This window comes from Lysinibacillus sp. ACHW1.5, assembly GCF_022014815.1.
GTDB classification, from domain to species: Bacteria; Bacillota; Bacilli; order Bacillales_A; family Planococcaceae; genus Lysinibacillus; species Lysinibacillus capsici.
The window spans coordinates 3,317,581-3,335,247 of record NZ_CP091777.1 but is presented as its reverse complement, the minus strand read 5'-3'; the positions used below and the strand labels follow the sequence as shown (position 1 = coordinate 3,335,247).

Annotated in this window: 20 protein-coding genes and 1 other annotated feature; of the genes, 16 read left to right on the top strand and 4 right to left on the bottom strand. The window is 38.2% G+C overall.

All coding sequences use genetic code 11. From position 1 onward, the window contains the following. Nucleotides 1–192 precede the first annotated feature (192 nt). The 5 genes from thrS (at nt 193) to L6W14_RS16695 (ending at nt 4,102) form a co-directional block, all read left to right on the top strand. Nucleotides 193–2,124, top strand: a complete 1,932-nt coding sequence (gene thrS / locus L6W14_RS16715; protein ID WP_103118643.1) for a threonine--tRNA ligase — start codon at nt 193–195, stop codon at nt 2,122–2,124. Nucleotides 2,125–2,295: 171 nt separating this feature from the next. Beyond that, nucleotides 2,296–2,444: a sequence feature (ribosomal protein L20 leader region), on the top strand. A 95-nt stretch (nt 2,445–2,539) separates the two neighbouring features. Further along, entirely contained in the window at nt 2,540–3,043 is a 504-nt protein-coding gene (gene infC, locus L6W14_RS16710) for a translation initiation factor IF-3 (RefSeq protein WP_016994853.1), read from the top strand. 31 nt (nt 3,044–3,074) lie between these two features. After that, a complete protein-coding gene (gene rpmI / locus L6W14_RS16705) occupies nt 3,075–3,275 on the top strand; it encodes a 50S ribosomal protein L35 (protein WP_004226312.1) in 201 nt (66 codons plus the stop codon). A 57-nt stretch (nt 3,276–3,332) separates the two neighbouring features. Then, nucleotides 3,333–3,692: a 50S ribosomal protein L20 gene (gene rplT / locus L6W14_RS16700; RefSeq protein WP_025114500.1), complete on the top strand. Its 360-nt coding sequence runs from the start codon at nt 3,333–3,335 to the stop codon at nt 3,690–3,692. Nucleotides 3,693–3,838: 146 nt separating this feature from the next. Next, nucleotides 3,839–4,102 (top strand): DUF1294 domain-containing protein, encoded by a 264-nt coding sequence (locus L6W14_RS16695; RefSeq protein WP_048393614.1) that lies wholly within the window; start codon nt 3,839–3,841, stop codon nt 4,100–4,102. Nucleotides 4,103–4,125: 23 nt separating this feature from the next. On the opposite strand, the gene L6W14_RS16690 is transcribed toward L6W14_RS16695, so the two are convergent. After that, entirely contained in the window at nt 4,126–4,521 is a 396-nt protein-coding gene (locus tag L6W14_RS16690; protein WP_004226335.1) for a hypothetical protein, read from the bottom strand. A 106-nt stretch (nt 4,522–4,627) separates the two neighbouring features. Here L6W14_RS16690 and L6W14_RS16685 point away from each other — a divergent pair, with 106 nt between their 5' ends. Beyond that, nucleotides 4,628–5,113, top strand: coding sequence for a dUTP diphosphatase (locus L6W14_RS16685; RefSeq protein ID WP_054549960.1), 486 nt, complete (start codon nt 4,628–4,630; stop codon nt 5,111–5,113). Nucleotides 5,114–5,207: 94 nt separating this feature from the next. Then, nucleotides 5,208–6,296: a M42 family metallopeptidase gene (locus L6W14_RS16680; RefSeq protein WP_016994857.1), complete on the top strand. Its 1,089-nt coding sequence runs from the start codon at nt 5,208–5,210 to the stop codon at nt 6,294–6,296. A gap of 353 nt (nt 6,297–6,649) precedes the next feature. Here L6W14_RS16680 and L6W14_RS16675 read toward each other — a convergent pair whose 3' ends face one another. Beyond that, nucleotides 6,650–7,648, bottom strand: coding sequence for a serine hydrolase domain-containing protein (locus L6W14_RS16675; RefSeq protein WP_237898445.1), 999 nt, complete (start codon nt 7,646–7,648; stop codon nt 6,650–6,652). Nucleotides 7,649–7,670: 22 nt separating this feature from the next. After that, complete coding sequence (locus L6W14_RS16670; RefSeq protein WP_131521360.1) at nt 7,671–8,117, bottom strand: MarR family winged helix-turn-helix transcriptional regulator; 447 nt, start codon at nt 8,115–8,117, stop codon at nt 7,671–7,673. 243 nt (nt 8,118–8,360) lie between these two features. On the opposite strand from L6W14_RS16670, the gene argF reads away from it, so the two are divergent. The 9 genes from argF (at nt 8,361) to L6W14_RS16625 (ending at nt 16,169) form a co-directional block, all read left to right on the top strand. Beyond that, complete coding sequence (argF, locus tag L6W14_RS16665) at nt 8,361–9,326, top strand: ornithine carbamoyltransferase (RefSeq protein WP_237898444.1); 966 nt, start codon at nt 8,361–8,363, stop codon at nt 9,324–9,326. A 296-nt stretch (nt 9,327–9,622) separates the two neighbouring features. Next, nucleotides 9,623–10,519 (top strand): LysR family transcriptional regulator, encoded by an 897-nt coding sequence (locus tag L6W14_RS16660; RefSeq protein WP_131521362.1) that lies wholly within the window; start codon nt 9,623–9,625, stop codon nt 10,517–10,519. Nucleotides 10,520–10,662: 143 nt separating this feature from the next. After that, nucleotides 10,663–11,991 carry an LLM class flavin-dependent oxidoreductase gene (locus tag L6W14_RS16655; RefSeq protein ID WP_237898442.1) on the top strand — a complete coding sequence of 443 codons (1,329 nt, stop codon included), beginning with the start codon at nt 10,663–10,665 and terminating at the stop codon, nt 11,989–11,991. Between the two features lie 45 nt (nt 11,992–12,036). Next, nucleotides 12,037–13,050: an LLM class flavin-dependent oxidoreductase gene (locus L6W14_RS16650; protein WP_131521364.1), complete on the top strand. Its 1,014-nt coding sequence runs from the start codon at nt 12,037–12,039 to the stop codon at nt 13,048–13,050. Nucleotides 13,051–13,062: 12 nt separating this feature from the next. Beyond that, nucleotides 13,063–13,341: a glutaredoxin family protein gene (locus L6W14_RS16645; protein ID WP_216486110.1), complete on the top strand. Its 279-nt coding sequence runs from the start codon at nt 13,063–13,065 to the stop codon at nt 13,339–13,341. Nucleotides 13,342–13,361: 20 nt separating this feature from the next. Next, a complete protein-coding gene (locus tag L6W14_RS16640) occupies nt 13,362–14,186 on the top strand; it encodes a transporter substrate-binding domain-containing protein (RefSeq protein ID WP_131521366.1) in 825 nt (274 codons plus the stop codon). A gap of 24 nt (nt 14,187–14,210) precedes the next feature. Continuing rightward, nucleotides 14,211–14,915: an amino acid ABC transporter permease gene (locus tag L6W14_RS16635; protein ID WP_237898440.1), complete on the top strand. Its 705-nt coding sequence runs from the start codon at nt 14,211–14,213 to the stop codon at nt 14,913–14,915. 12 nt (nt 14,916–14,927) lie between these two features. Beyond that, nucleotides 14,928–15,641: an amino acid ABC transporter permease gene (locus tag L6W14_RS16630; RefSeq protein ID WP_131521368.1), complete on the top strand. Its 714-nt coding sequence runs from the start codon at nt 14,928–14,930 to the stop codon at nt 15,639–15,641. Nucleotides 15,642–15,656: 15 nt separating this feature from the next. Continuing rightward, nucleotides 15,657–16,169: a GNAT family N-acetyltransferase gene (locus L6W14_RS16625; RefSeq protein ID WP_237898438.1), complete on the top strand. Its 513-nt coding sequence runs from the start codon at nt 15,657–15,659 to the stop codon at nt 16,167–16,169. 47 nt (nt 16,170–16,216) lie between these two features. Here the strand turns inward: L6W14_RS16625 and L6W14_RS16620 are convergent, their stop codons facing one another. Then, entirely contained in the window at nt 16,217–17,596 is a 1,380-nt protein-coding gene (locus L6W14_RS16620) for an FAD-binding oxidoreductase (protein WP_237898435.1), read from the bottom strand. Nucleotides 17,597–17,667 lie beyond the last annotated feature (71 nt).

The following is a 17,667-nucleotide window of genomic DNA, read 5'->3' as shown; positions in this document are numbered from 1 at the left end:
CGCGAAAGTGGTTAACTTGCTCATAGAGAGTAAGAAAATACTCAGAAGCATGAAGATGCCGCTCCGATTGCACTGAGAAATGCTTAAAAAAGCAATGACTCCGCTCAAACCAAGCCGTAGAGTCACACAAATATTGCTCCAGCCAATCATCAAGCATGATGTATTTATCAAAAACAAAGGAGTGCAAAGATTATGTCAGAAATGATTAAATTAACTTTCCCAGATGGCGCTGTAAAGGAATTTGCAAAAGGCACATCAACGGATGACGTAGCATTATCTATTAGCCCTGGCTTACGTAAAAAAGCGTATGCAGGTAAAATTAATGGTGTGTTAGTGGATTTAAAAACACCAATTGAAGAGGATGCAACTATTGCAATCATTACACAAGATGATGAGGCAGCACTTGAAATTTTACGTCACTCAACTGCCCATTTAACAGCGCAAGCTATTAAACGTCTATTCCCAGATGTAAAGCTTGGTATTGGTCCGGTAATTGAAGGTGGTTTCTACTATGATATCGACTCACCAACACCAATCACTGCTGAAGATCTACCAGCCATTGAAAAAGAAATGAAGAAAATTATTGCTGAAAACCTTGAGGTGGAACGCAAAAATGTAAGCCGTGCTGAAGCACAAGCCCTTTATGAAGAAATTGGCGATGAGTATAAATTAGAATTACTTGAAGCCATTCCTGCAGATGAGCAAGTATCTATTTATTATCAAGGCGAGTTTTTTGATCTTTGCCGTGGTATCCACGTACCATCTACGGGTAAACTTCGTGAATTCAAGCTTTTATCATTAGCGGGTGCTTACTGGAGAGGGAACTCTGATAACAAAATGTTACAACGTATTTATGGTACAGCGTTCTTCAAAAAAGAGGAATTAAAACACCACCTTCAAATGCTAGAAGAAGCAAAAGAACGTGATCACCGTAAAATCGGAAAAGAATTAGAACTGTTTACAACTTCCCAAAAGGTTGGCCAAGGTTTACCACTTTGGTTACCAAATGGTGCAACAATTCGTCGTGTTATTGAACGTTATATTGTCGATAAAGAATTATCACTTGGCTATAAGCACGTTTATACACCAGTATTAGGTTCTAAAGAGCTTTATCAAACTTCTGGTCACTGGGATCATTATCAAGATTCAATTTTCCCACCAATGGAAATGGATAATGAAACATTAATTATGCGTCCAATGAACTGTCCTCACCATATGATGGTGTACAAAAACAGCATGCATTCATATCGTAATCTACCATTGCGTATTGCAGAGCTTGGCACAATGCACCGTTACGAAATGTCAGGGGCGGTTTCAGGCTTACAACGTGTTCGTGGGATGACATTAAATGATGCCCATATTTTTGTTCGCCCAGATCAAATTAAAGCGGAATTCCAAAAAGTAGTACAGTTAATTTTAGAGGTTTATAAAGATTTCGATCTTAATGATTACTCATTCCGTTTATCTTATCGCGACCCAGCAGATACTGAGAAATACTTCGATGATGATGCAATGTGGGAAAAAGCACAAAGCATGCTAAAAGAAGCAATGGATGAACTTGGCTTAGACTACTTTGAAGCGGAAGGTGAGGCTGCATTCTATGGTCCTAAACTTGACGTTCAAGTAAAAACAGCGATTGGTAAAGAAGAGACTTTATCTACAGTTCAATTAGACTTCTTATTACCAGAACGCTTCGACCTAACTTATGTTGGGGAAGATGGTAAGCCTCATCGTCCAGTTGTTATCCACCGTGGTGTTGTATCAACAATGGAACGTTTTGTTGCCTTCTTAATTGAAGAATACAAAGGAGCATTCCCAACTTGGTTAGCACCAGTACAAGTTGAAGTTATTCCAGTATCGAATGAAGCTCACTTCGACTATGCAAAGCAAATTGAAGAGCAACTGACAGCAGCTGGTTTACGTGTGGAAATGGATGATCGTGAAGAGAAGTTAGGCTATAAAATCCGTGAGGCACAAATGAAAAAGATTCCTTATATGCTTGTTATCGGGGATAAAGAGGTTGAGGCAAATGGCGTGAATGTTCGACGTTATGGCTCGAAAGATTCCGAAACAATTAGCTTTGAGGATTTCCTAGCAGCTATTAAAGCAGAAATTACAAAATAAGCTTTAACTAGAGACCCTTGCTTGCCAAAGTGAGGGTTTCTGTATAAAATAAATCTTGCATTTGTATAGAAGAGCTTCATTTTGGTTATGTTAGCACTGATAAGAAAATAAATATTTGACAGCTTATCATATACATGCTAATATAATTAAGGTTAATGAATACAAAGTTTGTGGTTGAAGTAGAGGCTGCCCGCTTCTCACCTGATACAACGCTTTAAAGGCTGTGAACAGGTATGACACGTTGAATTGTTTTGCGTAGACTTGCGCATGCACATATAGCGGGCGGACATCTTCAAAAATGTCCGTCCTTTTTTTATGGACATGACGAGAGGATGTACCGTTCAACCGGGCAAGGCTTTGCCCAAACCATGTATTCGCGACAACTACTTGGAGGTGGATTACTATTAGCAAAGACATGTATGTAAACGAAGGCATTCGCGCACGTGAACTTCGATTAATCGATCACAATGGTGACCAGCTTGGTGTAAAGACACGTAATGAAGCGCTAGAAATCGCCGCTCGTGTAAACTTGGATCTTGTCCTTGTGGCCCCTCAAGCCAAGCCGCCAGTCGCTCGTATCATGGACTATGGTAAATTTAAGTTTGAACAGCAAAAGAAAGACCGTGAAATTCGTAAGAATCAAAAGGTCATCGTAATGAAAGAGGTTCGTTTGAGCCCAACAATCGATGAGCATGATTTCCAAACGAAGTTACGTAATGCGATTAAATTCCTTGAAAAAGGCGATAAAGTAAAATGTAGCCTACGTTTCAAAGGTCGTGCGATCACACACAAAGAGATTGGTCAACGTGTGTTAGATCGTTTTGCTGAAGCTTGTGCTGAAGTATCAACGGTAGAACAAAAACCGAAGATGGAAGGCCGAAGCATGTTCTTAGTTCTTCAACCAAAGAACGAGAAATAATATTAGACGAACAGTTTAGGAGGAATTCGACATGCCAAAAATGAAAACTCACCGTGGAGCTGCGAAACGTTTCAAAAAAACGGGTTCAGGTAAATTAAAATACGACCGTGCTTATGGAAGCCACTTATTCGCAAACAAATCTACGAAACAAAAACGTCACCTACGTAAAGCAAACATCGTATCATCTGGTGACTTCAAACGCATCAAATCTTTACTTGTTTACATGAAATAATTGACTACAAAAAAATACTAACATTCATTTTTAAATGAAAAGCAGGAGGTAATTCATATGCCACGCGTAAAAGGCGGAACAGTGACGCGCAAACGTCGTAAAAAAGTATTGAAATTAGCTAAAGGTTACTATGGTTCAAAACATACATTATACAAAGTTGCTAACCAAGCAGTAATGAAATCAGGTCAATATGCATACCGTGACCGTCGTCAGAAAAAACGTGATTTCCGTAAATTATGGATCACTCGTATCAACGCAGCTGCTCGTATGAACGGTCTTTCTTATAGCCGTTTAATGCACGGTTTAAAAGTTGCAGGTATTGAAGTTAACCGTAAAATGTTAGCTGACCTTGCAGTAACTGATGCTACAGCATTCACTCAATTAGCAGACGCTGCTAAAAAAGCAGTAGCTAAATAATAGCTGACAACGCTAACCGTTATTTCTGCACCGAAAGCTTAGCCACAGGTGCAAAATATCACAAGTGCAAAAAAAAGACTGATGGGTTTTTCCATCAGTCTTTTTTGTGTTAGATTAATAGTATCATGGTTTTAAAGGAGTAAGAGATGGGACAAGCATTATTAGCTTATATGAGCATTGTATCAATTGTATTGCTCATTTTAATGGGGATGGATAAATCACGAGCAAAGAATCATGAATGGCGTATAGCAGAGCGTACATTATTTACACTAGCCATAGCAGGAGGGGCAGCTGGGGGTGTATTGGGTATGTATTTATTCCGCCACAAAACACGTCATAATCGTTTTGCATTTGGTTTTCCCCTACTTGCAGCCATACAAATTTTTATCATTGTGCAGCTCTGGACATAAATGAGAATAATTAAAACACATCCTCATGACGGGGATGTGTTTCGCATAAGCTGTTCAATGGGCTGCTTCCAATTGATTTTGGCGCTTGGATAGTTCAATAATATTTCTTGCTGCAAATATTCAAAGTCGCTTTTGCTGAAGCCTTGTAATGTTGCAGCATCGCGCGCACCGACGAAAATGGTTACAACCTCAAATGCATCCTCTGTTGTGCCTAGGTATTTTTCACCTTCAAAAAGAGCACCCTTATAGGAAATAAAGAAATTTTTTCGGACATTTTTAACGTCATCATAGAAATAATACTGGCCTTTTTCATAGGCTTCATCAAGTTTGCGTTTAGGATCGGTTATATAACGAATCGCTTTGTAAAATACATAAATAATAAGCGCTATTACAGCAAGTCGAATTAGTAACGGCAACATGTTTAAATTTCCCCCTTGAAGAAAGGTTATTCTTTCCTATACGATTAGAAGGGTCAAATAGTTTCACTTTTTTATAAAAAATTTTTTAGAAATTTAGGAGAAAAAAATGAATTTACAACAATTGTTTACCATGCAAAAAGAGCTTGATGATTTTATCGAGCAAACACAAAATATTCAGCAAGATGTGTTTCAGGAAAAGGGCTTAGCCTTACTAGTGGAGCTAGCTGAGCTTGCTAATGAAACACGTTGCTTTAAATTTTGGAGCACAAAGGGACCATCAGCACGTGAAGTCATTTTAGAAGAATATGTAGATTCGATTCATTTTATCTTATCTCTTGGCTTATTAAAGGGCTATACATCGATTGAAATGTGGCCTTTCGTAGAAGAAAACAAAGATTTAACAGCTACTTTTTTAGAAACACAAAGTGTTATTTTAGCATTTATTCATCAACCTACAGAGGAGCGTTATTTAGCTATTTGGCAATACTATGGGTTACTAGCGTATAATCTCGGTTTTACATTTGAGGATGTGGTGGGTGCTTATCTTGAAAAAAATCAAGAAAATTATCATCGGCAGCGTTCAGGTTATTAAAGTAAGAAATACACCAATTTTCAGACGATTAAGCTAGGAATATTTCGGTAAACGAAGTATAATAAAATAGATACAAGAAGTAGGAGGCAAAAGGATGACACAACTAGATCCAACATTACAAATGTTTAAAGATTTAACAGATGCGAATGGTATCGCAGGTAATGAACGTGCACCGCGTGAGGTCATGAAAAAATACATTGCACCATATGCAGATACTGTAGAAACAGATAACTTAGGTAGTGTCATTGCTAAAAAAGTTGGCGATGAAAACGGTCCTAAAATTGTTGTAGCAGGACATTTAGATGAAGTAGGCTTCATGGTTACACAAATTGATGACAAAGGCTTTATCAAATTCCAAACAGTAGGTGGCTGGTGGAGCCAAGTTATGCTTGCACAGCGTGTAACAATTACTACACGTAAGGGCGATGAAGTAATTGGGGTTATTGGTTCAAAGCCACCTCATATTTTACCTGCTGATGTACGTAATAAAGTAGTAGACATCAAAGATATGTTTATCGACATTGGTGCAGCTTCTAAAGATGAAGTTCTTGAGTGGGGCGTACGTCCTGGCGATATGGTAACACCGTACTTTGAGTTTAATGTAATGAAAAATGATAAGTATCTATTAGCTAAAGCTTGGGATAACCGTATCGGCTGTGCAATCGCGATTGATGTTATGAAAGCGTTACAAAATGAAAAGCACCCTAATATTCTTTATTCTGTAGGGAATGTACAAGAAGAAGTTGGACTTCGCGGTGCAAAAACTGCTACACATAAAATCCAACCAGATATTGGATTTGCAGTGGACGTAGGTGTAGCAGGAGATACGCCTGGAGTTACAGCCAAAGAATCAACGAGTAAGATGGGGGCAGGCCCTCAAATCGTTGTGTATGATGCATCTATGGTTTCACATCGTGGCTTACGTGAATTCGTATTAGATGTAGCAGATGAGCACAATATTCCATATCAATTTGAAGCGATGGCTGGCGGTGGTACAGATGCTGGCTCCATCCACGTAACAGCAAATGGTGTACCAGCACTATCAATCGGTATTGCAACACGCTATATTCATTCACATGCAGGTATCCTACATCGTGATGATTATGATAATGCCGTTAAATTAATGGTAGAAGTCATTAAAAAATTAGACCGTGATGCAGTCAATAAAATTACTTTTGACTGATACTGCTAAATAGATATAGCATGATTTTGCCTTCTAACAAAATGTTAGGAGGCTTTTTTACTCATTCCAAGGCCAATTAGGACTTGCTAATATTTTATAGAAATCAAAATATAAATTAATGGAAAATATCTGCGAGTAAACTGACAGTTGCTTTTAACTGAGCAACAGCCAAAGTATGTTAAGTTAGCTTATGATAAGAACCATTGCTAGCTTCTAGAAACGTTTAGCGGGCCGAGATTACTGAGAATGAGTGAAGGTGGATAGGTTTCAAGAGGTGTATAGGAGCTACAAGCGAGTTCTTGTGAAGAATAGGGTATTTCCTTTTATACCATCCAAGAAACACCCCGATTTCGCTATAAAGAATTTTCTAAAAGCTGTAAGATGTTTTTCCCCATTTCAAGAGGATTGGTTGCAAGTATAGAGGATCGATAATTGGATAGAATCACGACACCTGTTTGCTGTTTTTTATTAAACCCTAGATAACTAGAGAAGCCTTTTGTTGATCCGTTATGCCAAATAATATCGTCTTCAAGTACCCATCCTAATCCGATGCTTACATCTTTTGAAATAGTATGAGTAGCTTGGTGTGTTAATAAATAGCCTGAATTTCGATTGCCAACGTGTATTTTTAAAAATTTTAATAAATCATCAACAGTGGATCGTATAGCGCCCGCTGCCATAAATTCATTCATTTCAAGTGGGGGCTTGTTATGTCCCCGAACAGAATATCCCTTCAATACGGTTTTTTCTTTAGAGGGGGGGATAGAAATAAAGGTATTCGTTAAATTTAAAGGTTCTACGATTCTACGAGTAATGGCTGTTTCAAAGTCAGTGTGAAGTTCATTTGCTAATAAATATCCTAAAAGGCCCATTCCTACATTAGAATATCTAAACTTAACTTTAGGCTCCTGGGTATGGGTTTTAAAATACTGTATTGCCTCATTCAATGAGTAGGGACAAAAGGGGTCACGAGGTGTTTGGTTATCAAAAAGATTATAGATGTTCTTCAGTACACCAAATCCCGGTAGACCAGATGTGTGATTTGCCAAATGCCTCAAAGTTACAGGGTGATTGTCGGGAATTTCAGAAAAGTATTTGGCGATAGAGTCTTCTATCTTCACGATTCCTTCTTGAATCATTTCCCCAAGCATGGATGTTGTGAAAACTTTAGAGATTGATCCAATTTCATAGATATAGGGTTTTTTATCATATGTGACATTTGAGCCGTTGAATATAAAAGCAGCATCTAGATTACGACAAATAACACCAATGGATAGGATTACATTCGGACGAGTCTTTACGTAAGGATAAGCAATTTTAAAAATATCCTTTTTTAAATCATTTAAATCCACAAATATTCCTCCTTTTCCATCGCTAATTTTTTTGAGCGCTAGAGACAATAGCATGGAGCTTCGTAAATATTTCTTTTAATTGCAGTAAATCCTCTTTAGCGAGCTGTGAATAGTATTTATTGATAATGGCTAACTCAATTTTTTCCTGTTTTTGAAAATAATCAAAGCCCCGCGTATCTAACTCGATGATGATTTCTCTACGATCCTTTTTATTTACGGTTCTTTTTATAAAGCTCTCCTGTTCTAGTCTTCCTACTAATTGACTTACAGCACTAGCAGAGGTCCCCATCAACTTTGCTAATTCGAAGGTTTGCAAAGGACCATGTGTTTGAAGAAGGCTTAAAAATAGCGCTTGCTTTGTAGTTAATGTTTCGTCTAATAGGGTGGAAAATTCTTCTGTTAGCATCACATTTGTTTCATACTCTACTTGGTTCAGCTCTTTGACCAGCTGTATCAGCTCGTTTTCCATTTATTTCACCGCCTAAATAGTTAATATACATTAATTATGAATGCATATAAACTATAATGCAATTATTTAAGAATATGTTTGTTTAATAAAAAAGGAAATATGCATAAATATTCGTTTTGACGAATTTTCGTCACATTTAATAACAAATGAATAATAATTAAAATTTATTATAAAAATTCAGTTGATTTTATATTTATGCATGTTATACTAATTTCAACAGCAACGATATAAGGAGCGAAGGCTATGAAATTACTCGAAGAAGTACAGTTAAAGTTAGTGGCTAGTTTAAAAGGAAAAGATCTACTAACTTTGCTAGACTATACAAGTCAAGAGGTTCAAGATCTTATTGAATTAGCAACACAGCTTAAAATGATTACAAAAGAGGGGAAATGTCCAAGATTACTAGAAGGTAAAACGCTTGGTATGATTTTTGAGAAACATTCAACTCGTACACGTATTTCATTTGAAGTTGGTATGAATCAATTAGGTGGGAAAAGCATGTTTATGCATGCGCGTGATTTGCAAATTGGTCGTGGTGAATCAATTTACGATACAGCGCATGTATTATCTGGCTATTTAGATGGCATTATGATTCGCGCAAACTCTCACAAAATGGTCAAAGAGCTGGCAGAGCATGCAGCAATCCCTGTCATCAATGGATTAACGGATATTTATCATCCCTGCCAGGCATTAGCTGATTTAGAGACGATTGCAGAAAATAAAGGCATGTTAAAAGGACTTAAAATTGCCTATGTAGGTGATGGCAACAATGTAGCACACTCACTCGTAGTAGCTTCAGCACACGTTGGCATGAATGTAGCTGTTGCGACACCTGTAGGGTATGAATGTGATGGGGAAGTCATCGCTAAAGCACAGGCCATTGCGGCAGCAAATGGCAGTACGATTATGATCACGAATGATCCTGTTGAAGCAGTATTAAATGCAGATGTCGTCTATGCTGATGTTTGGACATCTATGGGGCAAGAGGAAGAAACAGCAAAACGTTTACAAGATTTTGCTGGCTATCAAATTAATGATGAGCTAGTAGCCTATGCAAAACCAAATTATATGTTCTTACATTGCTTACCAGCACATCGTGAGGAAGAGGTTGCGACTTCAGTTATTGACGGACCTAATTCTTACATCTTTGAGCAAGCCGAAAATAGATTGCATGCTCAAAAAGCTGTATTAGCATCGATTTTAGCTTAAATATAGACATATGCTTTCTCGAGTTGAGAAGTACGATAGATAGAGTTTACATGGACAACAGAGGGTGTTCATGTGAATAACATAAAAGTGGTAGGCAGACAGAGGGATGTTCACCACGTGCGATGTTTGTTGTCAAGATGGATGGCTACATCGCTACATAGGAAAGTAACCTGGGAGAAGCTGGGTTACTTTTTTCTTTGTCAAAAATATAAAACATAGTTTTCTTATAAGTTATAGAGAAAATAAGGGATTATTTATATAATAGGTTAAATAAGTAATGAAGGGGTGAACTCCTCGTGAATATAGATCATATCGAGGCATTTTTATATGTTGTCCATTACAAAAGTATCCATAAAGCAGCCAATGCATTATTTCTTTCACAGCCAACTGTAACTGCACGTATTAAGTCATTAGAACGAGAGCTAGGTGTTGAGTTATTTTACCGAGATGGAAGAAGTGTGAGCGTATCAGAGAAAGGGAGAGACTTTTTACCATTTGCCACGCAAATTGTGCAAACATTTCAGCAAGGAAAGAAGCAATTAGAAGAAACGCAGGAGACCGATGAGGTATGTATTGGTGCAAACGGCGTAACAGCCCAGTATTTCTTAGCCTATGCATTGCCTAAATGGAAAGAGCAATTCCCTTATTTGCGTTTTCAATTATTTACAGGTTCCACAACAAACATTTTAGAAAAGCTACAAAGCCACCAAATTCATCTCGGCTTTATTCAATATGTACATGGGGATGGCATTGAGAACGAGCTTTTATTGAACAATACAGTGAAACTTGTCAAACACCGTGATCACCCATTACAACTAGATGAACTTATTCAAGCAAAAGAATTAGCTCAACAGAAAATGGTGTTTTTTGAATGTGGGGCGTTTGATTGGAATTATGTGCATAAAATGTTCGAGGTAGAGGGAGTAGCAGCCAATATTGAAGTACGAACAGATCATTTAGAAGTTGCCAAAGAATTTATTCGGACAAAAGACTATCTAAGCTTTTTACCACATCTATGCATCAAAAAGGAACTGGAAAGCGGTGAATTTGTGGAGATAGACGTCAAGCATTTACTGGATATGAATCAACATATATTTTTAACCTATAAAGAGAAAGAGACGTTGCCATCAGCCTTTTGGCAGACAATTTGTGAAACAGCTAAGCATTATGAAGGCATAGAAGACACGTATTGATAAAATATTTTATCACCACATAAAATTTTTTCTATTACTGGACCTATTGCATATCGTCGAAAGGAACGGTAATATCATTCTCAATCCAATAAAACATACTTAACCACTATGTTTAGTAAAGTAAAAAATGAGGAGGAAATGACATGGCTAGACAGGATAAAATTCGATTTGGAGCAATTATTCATGGGGTAGGAGGAAATATTTCTGGTTGGCGTCATCCAAAGGTGGCGAGCAATCAAAGTGTAAGCTTACCTTTCTATATTCAACAGGCTCAGAAAGCAGAGCAGGGAAAATTTGATGTAGCATTTATTGCGGATGGTTTATTTATTAACGAAAAATCCATCCCTCATTTTTTAAATCGATTTGAACCTATTACAATCTTATCGGCTTTAGCAGTAGCGACGAAAAACATTGGATTAGTTGGAACAGTCTCAACTTCCTATAGCGAACCATTTACAGTAGCACGCCAATTCGCTTCATTAGATCATATTAGTGCTGGGCGTGCTGGATGGAATGTTGTAACGACACCATTAGAAAGTACTGCTTTGAACTATAACAAAACAATCGACCAACATCCTAGCCATGCAGAACGCTATCAAATTGCGGAAGAATACTTAGAGGTTGTCAAAGGCTTATGGGACTCGTGGGATGATGATGCGTTTATTGCAGATGTCAACAAAGATCAATTTTTTGATCCAGAAAAATTACACACATTACATCATAAAGGGCGATATTTTTCAGTCCAAGGACCACTAAATATTGGTCGAACAAAGCAAGGCCAGCCCGTTATTTTCCAGGCTGGGTCGTCTGATGCAGGCATTCGATTAGCTGCAAAAGAGGCAGATGCCATTTTCACACATGGGGCATCTATTGAAGAGGCACAGAAATTTTACTCGAGAGTAAAAAAAGAGGTGGCAACATTTGGACGAAATCCCGAAGAAGTAAAGATTTTTCCAGGTATATCACCAATTATTGGCGATACGGTGGAGGAAGCAGAGGCGAAATATCAAGAAATTGTTGAGTTAGTTTCCATAGACCGCGCTCTTGCTTATCTTGGACGTTACTTCGACCATCATGATTTTACCCAATACGATGTGGATGCACCGTTCCCTGAGTTAGGGGATATTGGAGCCAATAGCTTTAGAAGCACAACCGATTATATTAAACGATATGCTAAGCAAGAGGGTTTGACATTACGTCAAGTCGCTTTACGCGAGGCGACACCAAAAACAGCCTTTTTTGGGACAGCTGAGCAAGTAGCAGATCTTGTACAAGAATGGTTTGAAAAGAAAGCAGCAGATGGCTTTATTATTGGCGTGACAGTCCCTGGTGCTCTTGAAGATTTTGTTGATAAAGTAGTGCCAATTTTACAAGCAAGAGGGCTTTATCGTAAAGACTATGAGGCAGATACTTTGCGAGGGAATTTAGGTTTACCCTTCAAGGAAAGTCGCTATGTTAAACAGTCTGTCTAAAAACCTAGTAAATTAATTTGAATAAAAGAGATTGGGAGTGATTGTATGAGTTATACATTAGGCATATTAGATCAAAGCCCTATTATTGAAGGAGCAAGCAATGAACAAACATTACAAAAAACGGTGGCTTTAGCACAACGAGCTGAGCAGTTAGGCTATTCACGTTTTTGGGTATCGGAGCATCATCATACAGAATCATTAGCAGGCTCTTCTCCAGAAGTATTAGTTTCTTATTTACTTGCCAAAACCAAATCCATTCAAATTGGATCAGGAGGGGTTATGCTACAGCATTATAGCCCCTATAAAGTAGCAGAAAATTTCCATGTTCTAGCATCATTGGAGCCAGAACGTGTAGATTTGGGCATTGGTAAAGCCCCTGGTGGCTTACCACTTTCAACAAAGGCTCTACAATATGGCACCCTTAACCAGGGGAAAGATTTTGAAGAGAGACTAACATTATTACAGCAATTGATCGAACAAACCATACCAAAAGAGCACGAACTATATGGCATACAAGCAACGCCGATACCGCAGAAAAAGCCAGCATTATTTTTACTAGGTGCTAGCCCAGAAAGTGCTACTCTTGCAGGGAAACTTGGCATTGCCTTCGTCTTTGCTCGATTTATTAATAGCGACAATAAGGTTTTGGCACAAGCAGCTTCAACCTATCGCAGTCATCATCCAAACGGTATTTTTGCGCTTTCCATTGCCGCACTTGCTGCTCCAAGCAAAAAGGAAGCGAAAGAGCTAATTGGAGATCAAAAAATCACAAAGGTCCATTTAGCAAGTGGCAGAAGCTTGACACTACAATCAGTAGAGCTAGCAGAGAAATTTGGTCAGGAATCAGGAGAGGAATACACGGTGGAGCAGTATGAGGCCGATATTTTATACGGTACAGCAGAAGACATTAGAGCCAACTTAGATGACTACCATGTACGATTCCAAATTGATGAATTTATTTTGCATACACCCATCTTGAAGGAATTTGAACGTCAACGTTCGTTTGAGCTTTTAAGTCCTGTCCATTTGCAATTACAACAAAAGGTGAAGGCAATCTAAGGAGGTCATGAAATGACAAAAAGTTTAGATATAATCATTTGGTCGAAGCAAGGTTGTAGTTATTGCGAGGAAATAAAAGCATATCTACAAGAACGACATATTTCCTACAAAACAGTTGATGTCACGTCTAATGATATATTCAGAGACATCCTTGATATAAAGTATGGTGTTCGACATGTGCCTGTTGTAGAAATCGGGTCAAGTGAAACAGGTATCTATAGAGCTGTAACGGCAATTGGATTAGAACATCTACAGAAGGCACTTGCTGTGAATCTACCCTCATATGCATAACAGAAGGAGAGAGGAATCTTATGAAAAAAATATCATTTTATTTGCTACTTGTGCTAGCAGCGCTATTAACTGCTTGTGCAAACTCAGAAAAAACAATTGGTGACGCAAGTGCTCAAAAAACAGCACAGAGTGGCAAGGATGTTCAAAAAATTATAGTTGGTACGGGAACTCAGTTTCCAAACATCTGTTTTTTAGATGACAAGGGAAATTTAACTGGTTATGATGTAGAGCTTGTTCGTGCAATTGATGAGAAGCTACCAGAATATGAGTTTGAATTTAAAACAATGGAATTCTCCAATTTATTACTAAGTTTAGAAACAAGAAAAATAGATTTTATTGCCCATCAAATGGAAGTTAATAGTGAGCGTGAAGAGAAATTTTTATTTAATAAAGAGCCGTATAATGTTTTCCCATTAAAGGTGACAGTCAACGAGAAAAATAATGCCATTCAATCCATTGATGATTTAAAAGGAAAAAATGTGAGTGTTTCACCAACAAGTAATTCTGCTGTTTTTATTGAAAAGTATAATAAAGAGCATAATTTAGGAGCCAATATCGTTTATTCTTCTGGCTCAGTTGATGTTAATAATCAACTTGCAACGGGACGAATTGATGCCATTATTACCACACCGTTTGCTGTTCGATACTATAACGAAAGCAATGAGGCACAGCAAAAGGTTGTAGGTGATGCATTATTAAATTCAAAGGTCTACTTTTTACTCAATAAAGATGAAGTGAAGTTACAGGAGCGCTTAGATGAAGCAATCGTTGAATTAAAGAATGAGGGGGTAGTGAGTGAGCTTAGTAAAAAGTGGTTGGGTGATGATTATACAGTAGACTTCTAATGAACAGGAAAGGAAGATGGCAGTATGGAAAATAACTTTGATGTCGTGCTAATTGCGGAAGTACTTCCAATATTGCTTCAGTATTTACCCATAACTTTCGAGATTCTAGTATTCTCCATACTTTTTGGTATGATGCTTGGGATTGTGCTAGCCATACCAAAGCTACTTCACATACCGATATTGAAGCAAATTATTACAATCTATATATCCTTTATTCGTGGTACACCCATTTTAGTGCAGTTGTTCTTAGTATTTTACGGTATACCCGCATTGTTAAAGCTCATTCATATTGATATGACACGAATGGATGCAATGTATTTTGTTATTATTACGTACACATTCAGCAATGCGGCAGCCTTTGCCGAAATATTTCGTGCAGCAATTTTAACCGTTGATCGGGGTCAAATGGAGGCGGCCTATTCAGTAGGCTTAAGTGGATCACAGGGTTTTATGCGAATTGTTTTGCCACAGGCAATACGTGTTGCTTTTCCAAATATAGCAAATACAATGATTAGTTCATTAAAAGATACATCGTTAGCATTCTCCATCGGTGTAATGGATATGGTGGGGAGAGGAGAAACCTTGATTGCTTCTACGACACGAGCGTTTGAAATCTATGTAGCTTTGTCAATTGTTTACTATGTCATCGTGATAATCCTTGAAAAAGTATTTAAACTTAATGAACGCTATTTTAATCGCTATATGCCAAAGGAGCTTGCTTCACAATAGGGGGAATATGCTATGACCATTGATATCGCTTTTATAGTAGAAGCATTACGAGAAATTAGTAAAGTAATACCGTTAACCTTATTCATGACTATTACACCTGTTTTATTAGGAATCGTTATTGGCATAAGTGTAGCTTTCGTGCGCATTCAACAGATAAAAATAGTCTCGTCTGTCCTTAATTTTTATGTTTCATTTTTCAGAGGAACACCTATCATTATGCATATCATGCTCGTTTATTTTGGCTTGCCAATGCTAGTTGATAGTGTAGCTAATTTGCTTCATTTAAAGATACAATCAAATTCTATTCCTATTTTATTTTTTGTCATACTAGCCTTAACACTTAGTGCAGGGGCTTATGCCTCAGAAATTATTCGTTCAGGGATATTAGCTGTACCTAAAGGACAATTAGAAGCAGCATATGCGATTGGATTAACATTTCCTCAAGCGATGCGACGTTATATTTTACCACAAGCATTTGGGCAATCTATTCCCAACTTGACGAATGTTTTTATTGGTTTTTTACATGCTACATCATTAGCATTTTTCCTATCCATTAAAGAATTGACCGGTGTGGCAAATATTATTGCTTCCATGAACTTAAAGTTTTTAGAGTCATTTATTGCTGTTGGTCTTATTTATTGGGGAATTTCCATCATAGTAGAATGGGTTTCACACCGTATTGAAAAAAGAGTAACAGCCTATAGTAAGGGCGGTTTTTCATCATAGAAAGGGGAAATTAGAATGACAGTAGCGGATATTGTGATTGAACATTTACAAGAGGAAGATTATGCAAGCTATCTTGAGGTTTTAGTTGAGAGCTATGCGCAATATGAAAAGGACTATGAAGACCCAGAGCACTGGCAATCATATTTAAGTGATATCCGTGCTTCGGTTGGTAATCCGAATGCAGAGACAATTCTTATTGCGAAACGCGGAGATGACATATTAGGTGGATTACAACTATTTACAGATGCAGGGAAAGCGTATGGCTTGCCAGAGCTAAATATTCAATCGACGATTGTGCGCTTATTAGGTGTGCATCCAAAAGGAAGAGGGCAAGGGGTTGCTAAGAAATTATTAAATGAAAGTTTTGCCTTTGCTAGAAAGAGACAGGATCGGGCACTTTATTTACACTCAGGTGATATGATGCAGGCAGCCATTAATCTTTACTTATCATTAGGTTTTGTGCGAGATGAGTCGAAGGAATTTTACAAGGGAGATATATTAGTCAAGAGCTTCCGTTATGATTTATAATGATAAACCCGCTGATGCTCTAGTCTATCAGCGGGTTTTAATGTTAATTATAGAGTGAAAATCTTTCCTGGATTCATAATGTTAAGTGGATCAAGCGCTGCTTTAATGCTTTTCATGACGACTAAAGAGGTACCATGCTCAGTGGCTTGATATTTCATTTTCCCAATGCCAACACCATGCTCGCCCGTACATGTACCACCTCGAAGTAGTGCATATTGCACGATTTGTTCATTGAAGCGATCCGCTTTTACCTGCTCCTCGGCGTCATTTGGATTTAACATTAAAAGTGCATGGAAATTTCCATCGCCCACGTGGCCAACAAGCCCACCTGCGAGTCCAACAAGATCAAGCTGTTCTCGTGCATATAAAATGGTTTCGGCAAGCACAGAGATTGGTACACAGACATCCGTTGACATGAGCTTCTTACCAGGATAAGCATGAATATATGCATAGGCTAAAGAATGTCGTGCTTCCCAAAGCTTGTTACGAGCAGCATTATCTTGCTCGAATTCGACGGATAGACAGCTGTAGTCCTCAAAAATTTCTGTAGCAAATGCGATGTCCGCATGCATACCCGCTTCGTTTCCATGGAATTCTAAAAACAATGTTGGTTTTTCGCTAAAGGATGTGTCGTTATAGACATTGGCCTGCTTCATAGAGGATTCATCGACCAATTCCACTCGACCAATTGAAATACCAGCCTGTAATAAGGCGGTCACTGCACTCACAGCATCTCCAACTGTGTCAAAAACAGCTCGCCCTGCTATCACAAATTCAGGTATACCATACACTTTTAACGTTAACTCCGTAAAGCAGCCAAGTGTTCCTTCTGAGCCAACAAATAGTCCATTCAAATGATAACCAGAAGAGGATTTCGCGGCTAAATTACCTGTATGGATGACAGAGCCATCTGCAAGGACAACCTCTAAATCACGAACCTGATCACGCATAACACCGTAACGCACAGCAGTCGTACCACTCGCATTCGTCGCAGCCATGCCACCTAGTGTTGCATCTGCACCTGGATCCACTGTGAATTGTAGCCCGTGTTTTTTTAACTCCTTATTCAGTTGAGAGCGTGTCACGCCAGGCTGAACTTTTACAAGAAGGTCGTCAGGTCGAACTTCTAAAATCGTATTCATTTCAGAGAAATCAATAGAAATACCATGTGCAATAGGAATCGCGTTTCCTTCTAAGCTGGAGCCAACACCGAATGGTACAACTGGTACACGTTGAGCATGTGCAATTTTTAAGATGGCACTGACATCAGCTGTGGAACGGGGAAAGACAACGATATCAGGTAATCTCATCATATGATGTGATTCATCCTTTCCGTGTAGCTGTCGTACCGTTTCGTTTGTTGACACTTGTTCTTCTAATAAAACCTGTTTGAGTTGATTGACAAGTAATTCTACTGCAACAGTCATTCCAATCCCTCCAAATTTTCTGATAAGTAAAACTTTATCACGCATTTATTGGAAATGGAATGCACAGTTCA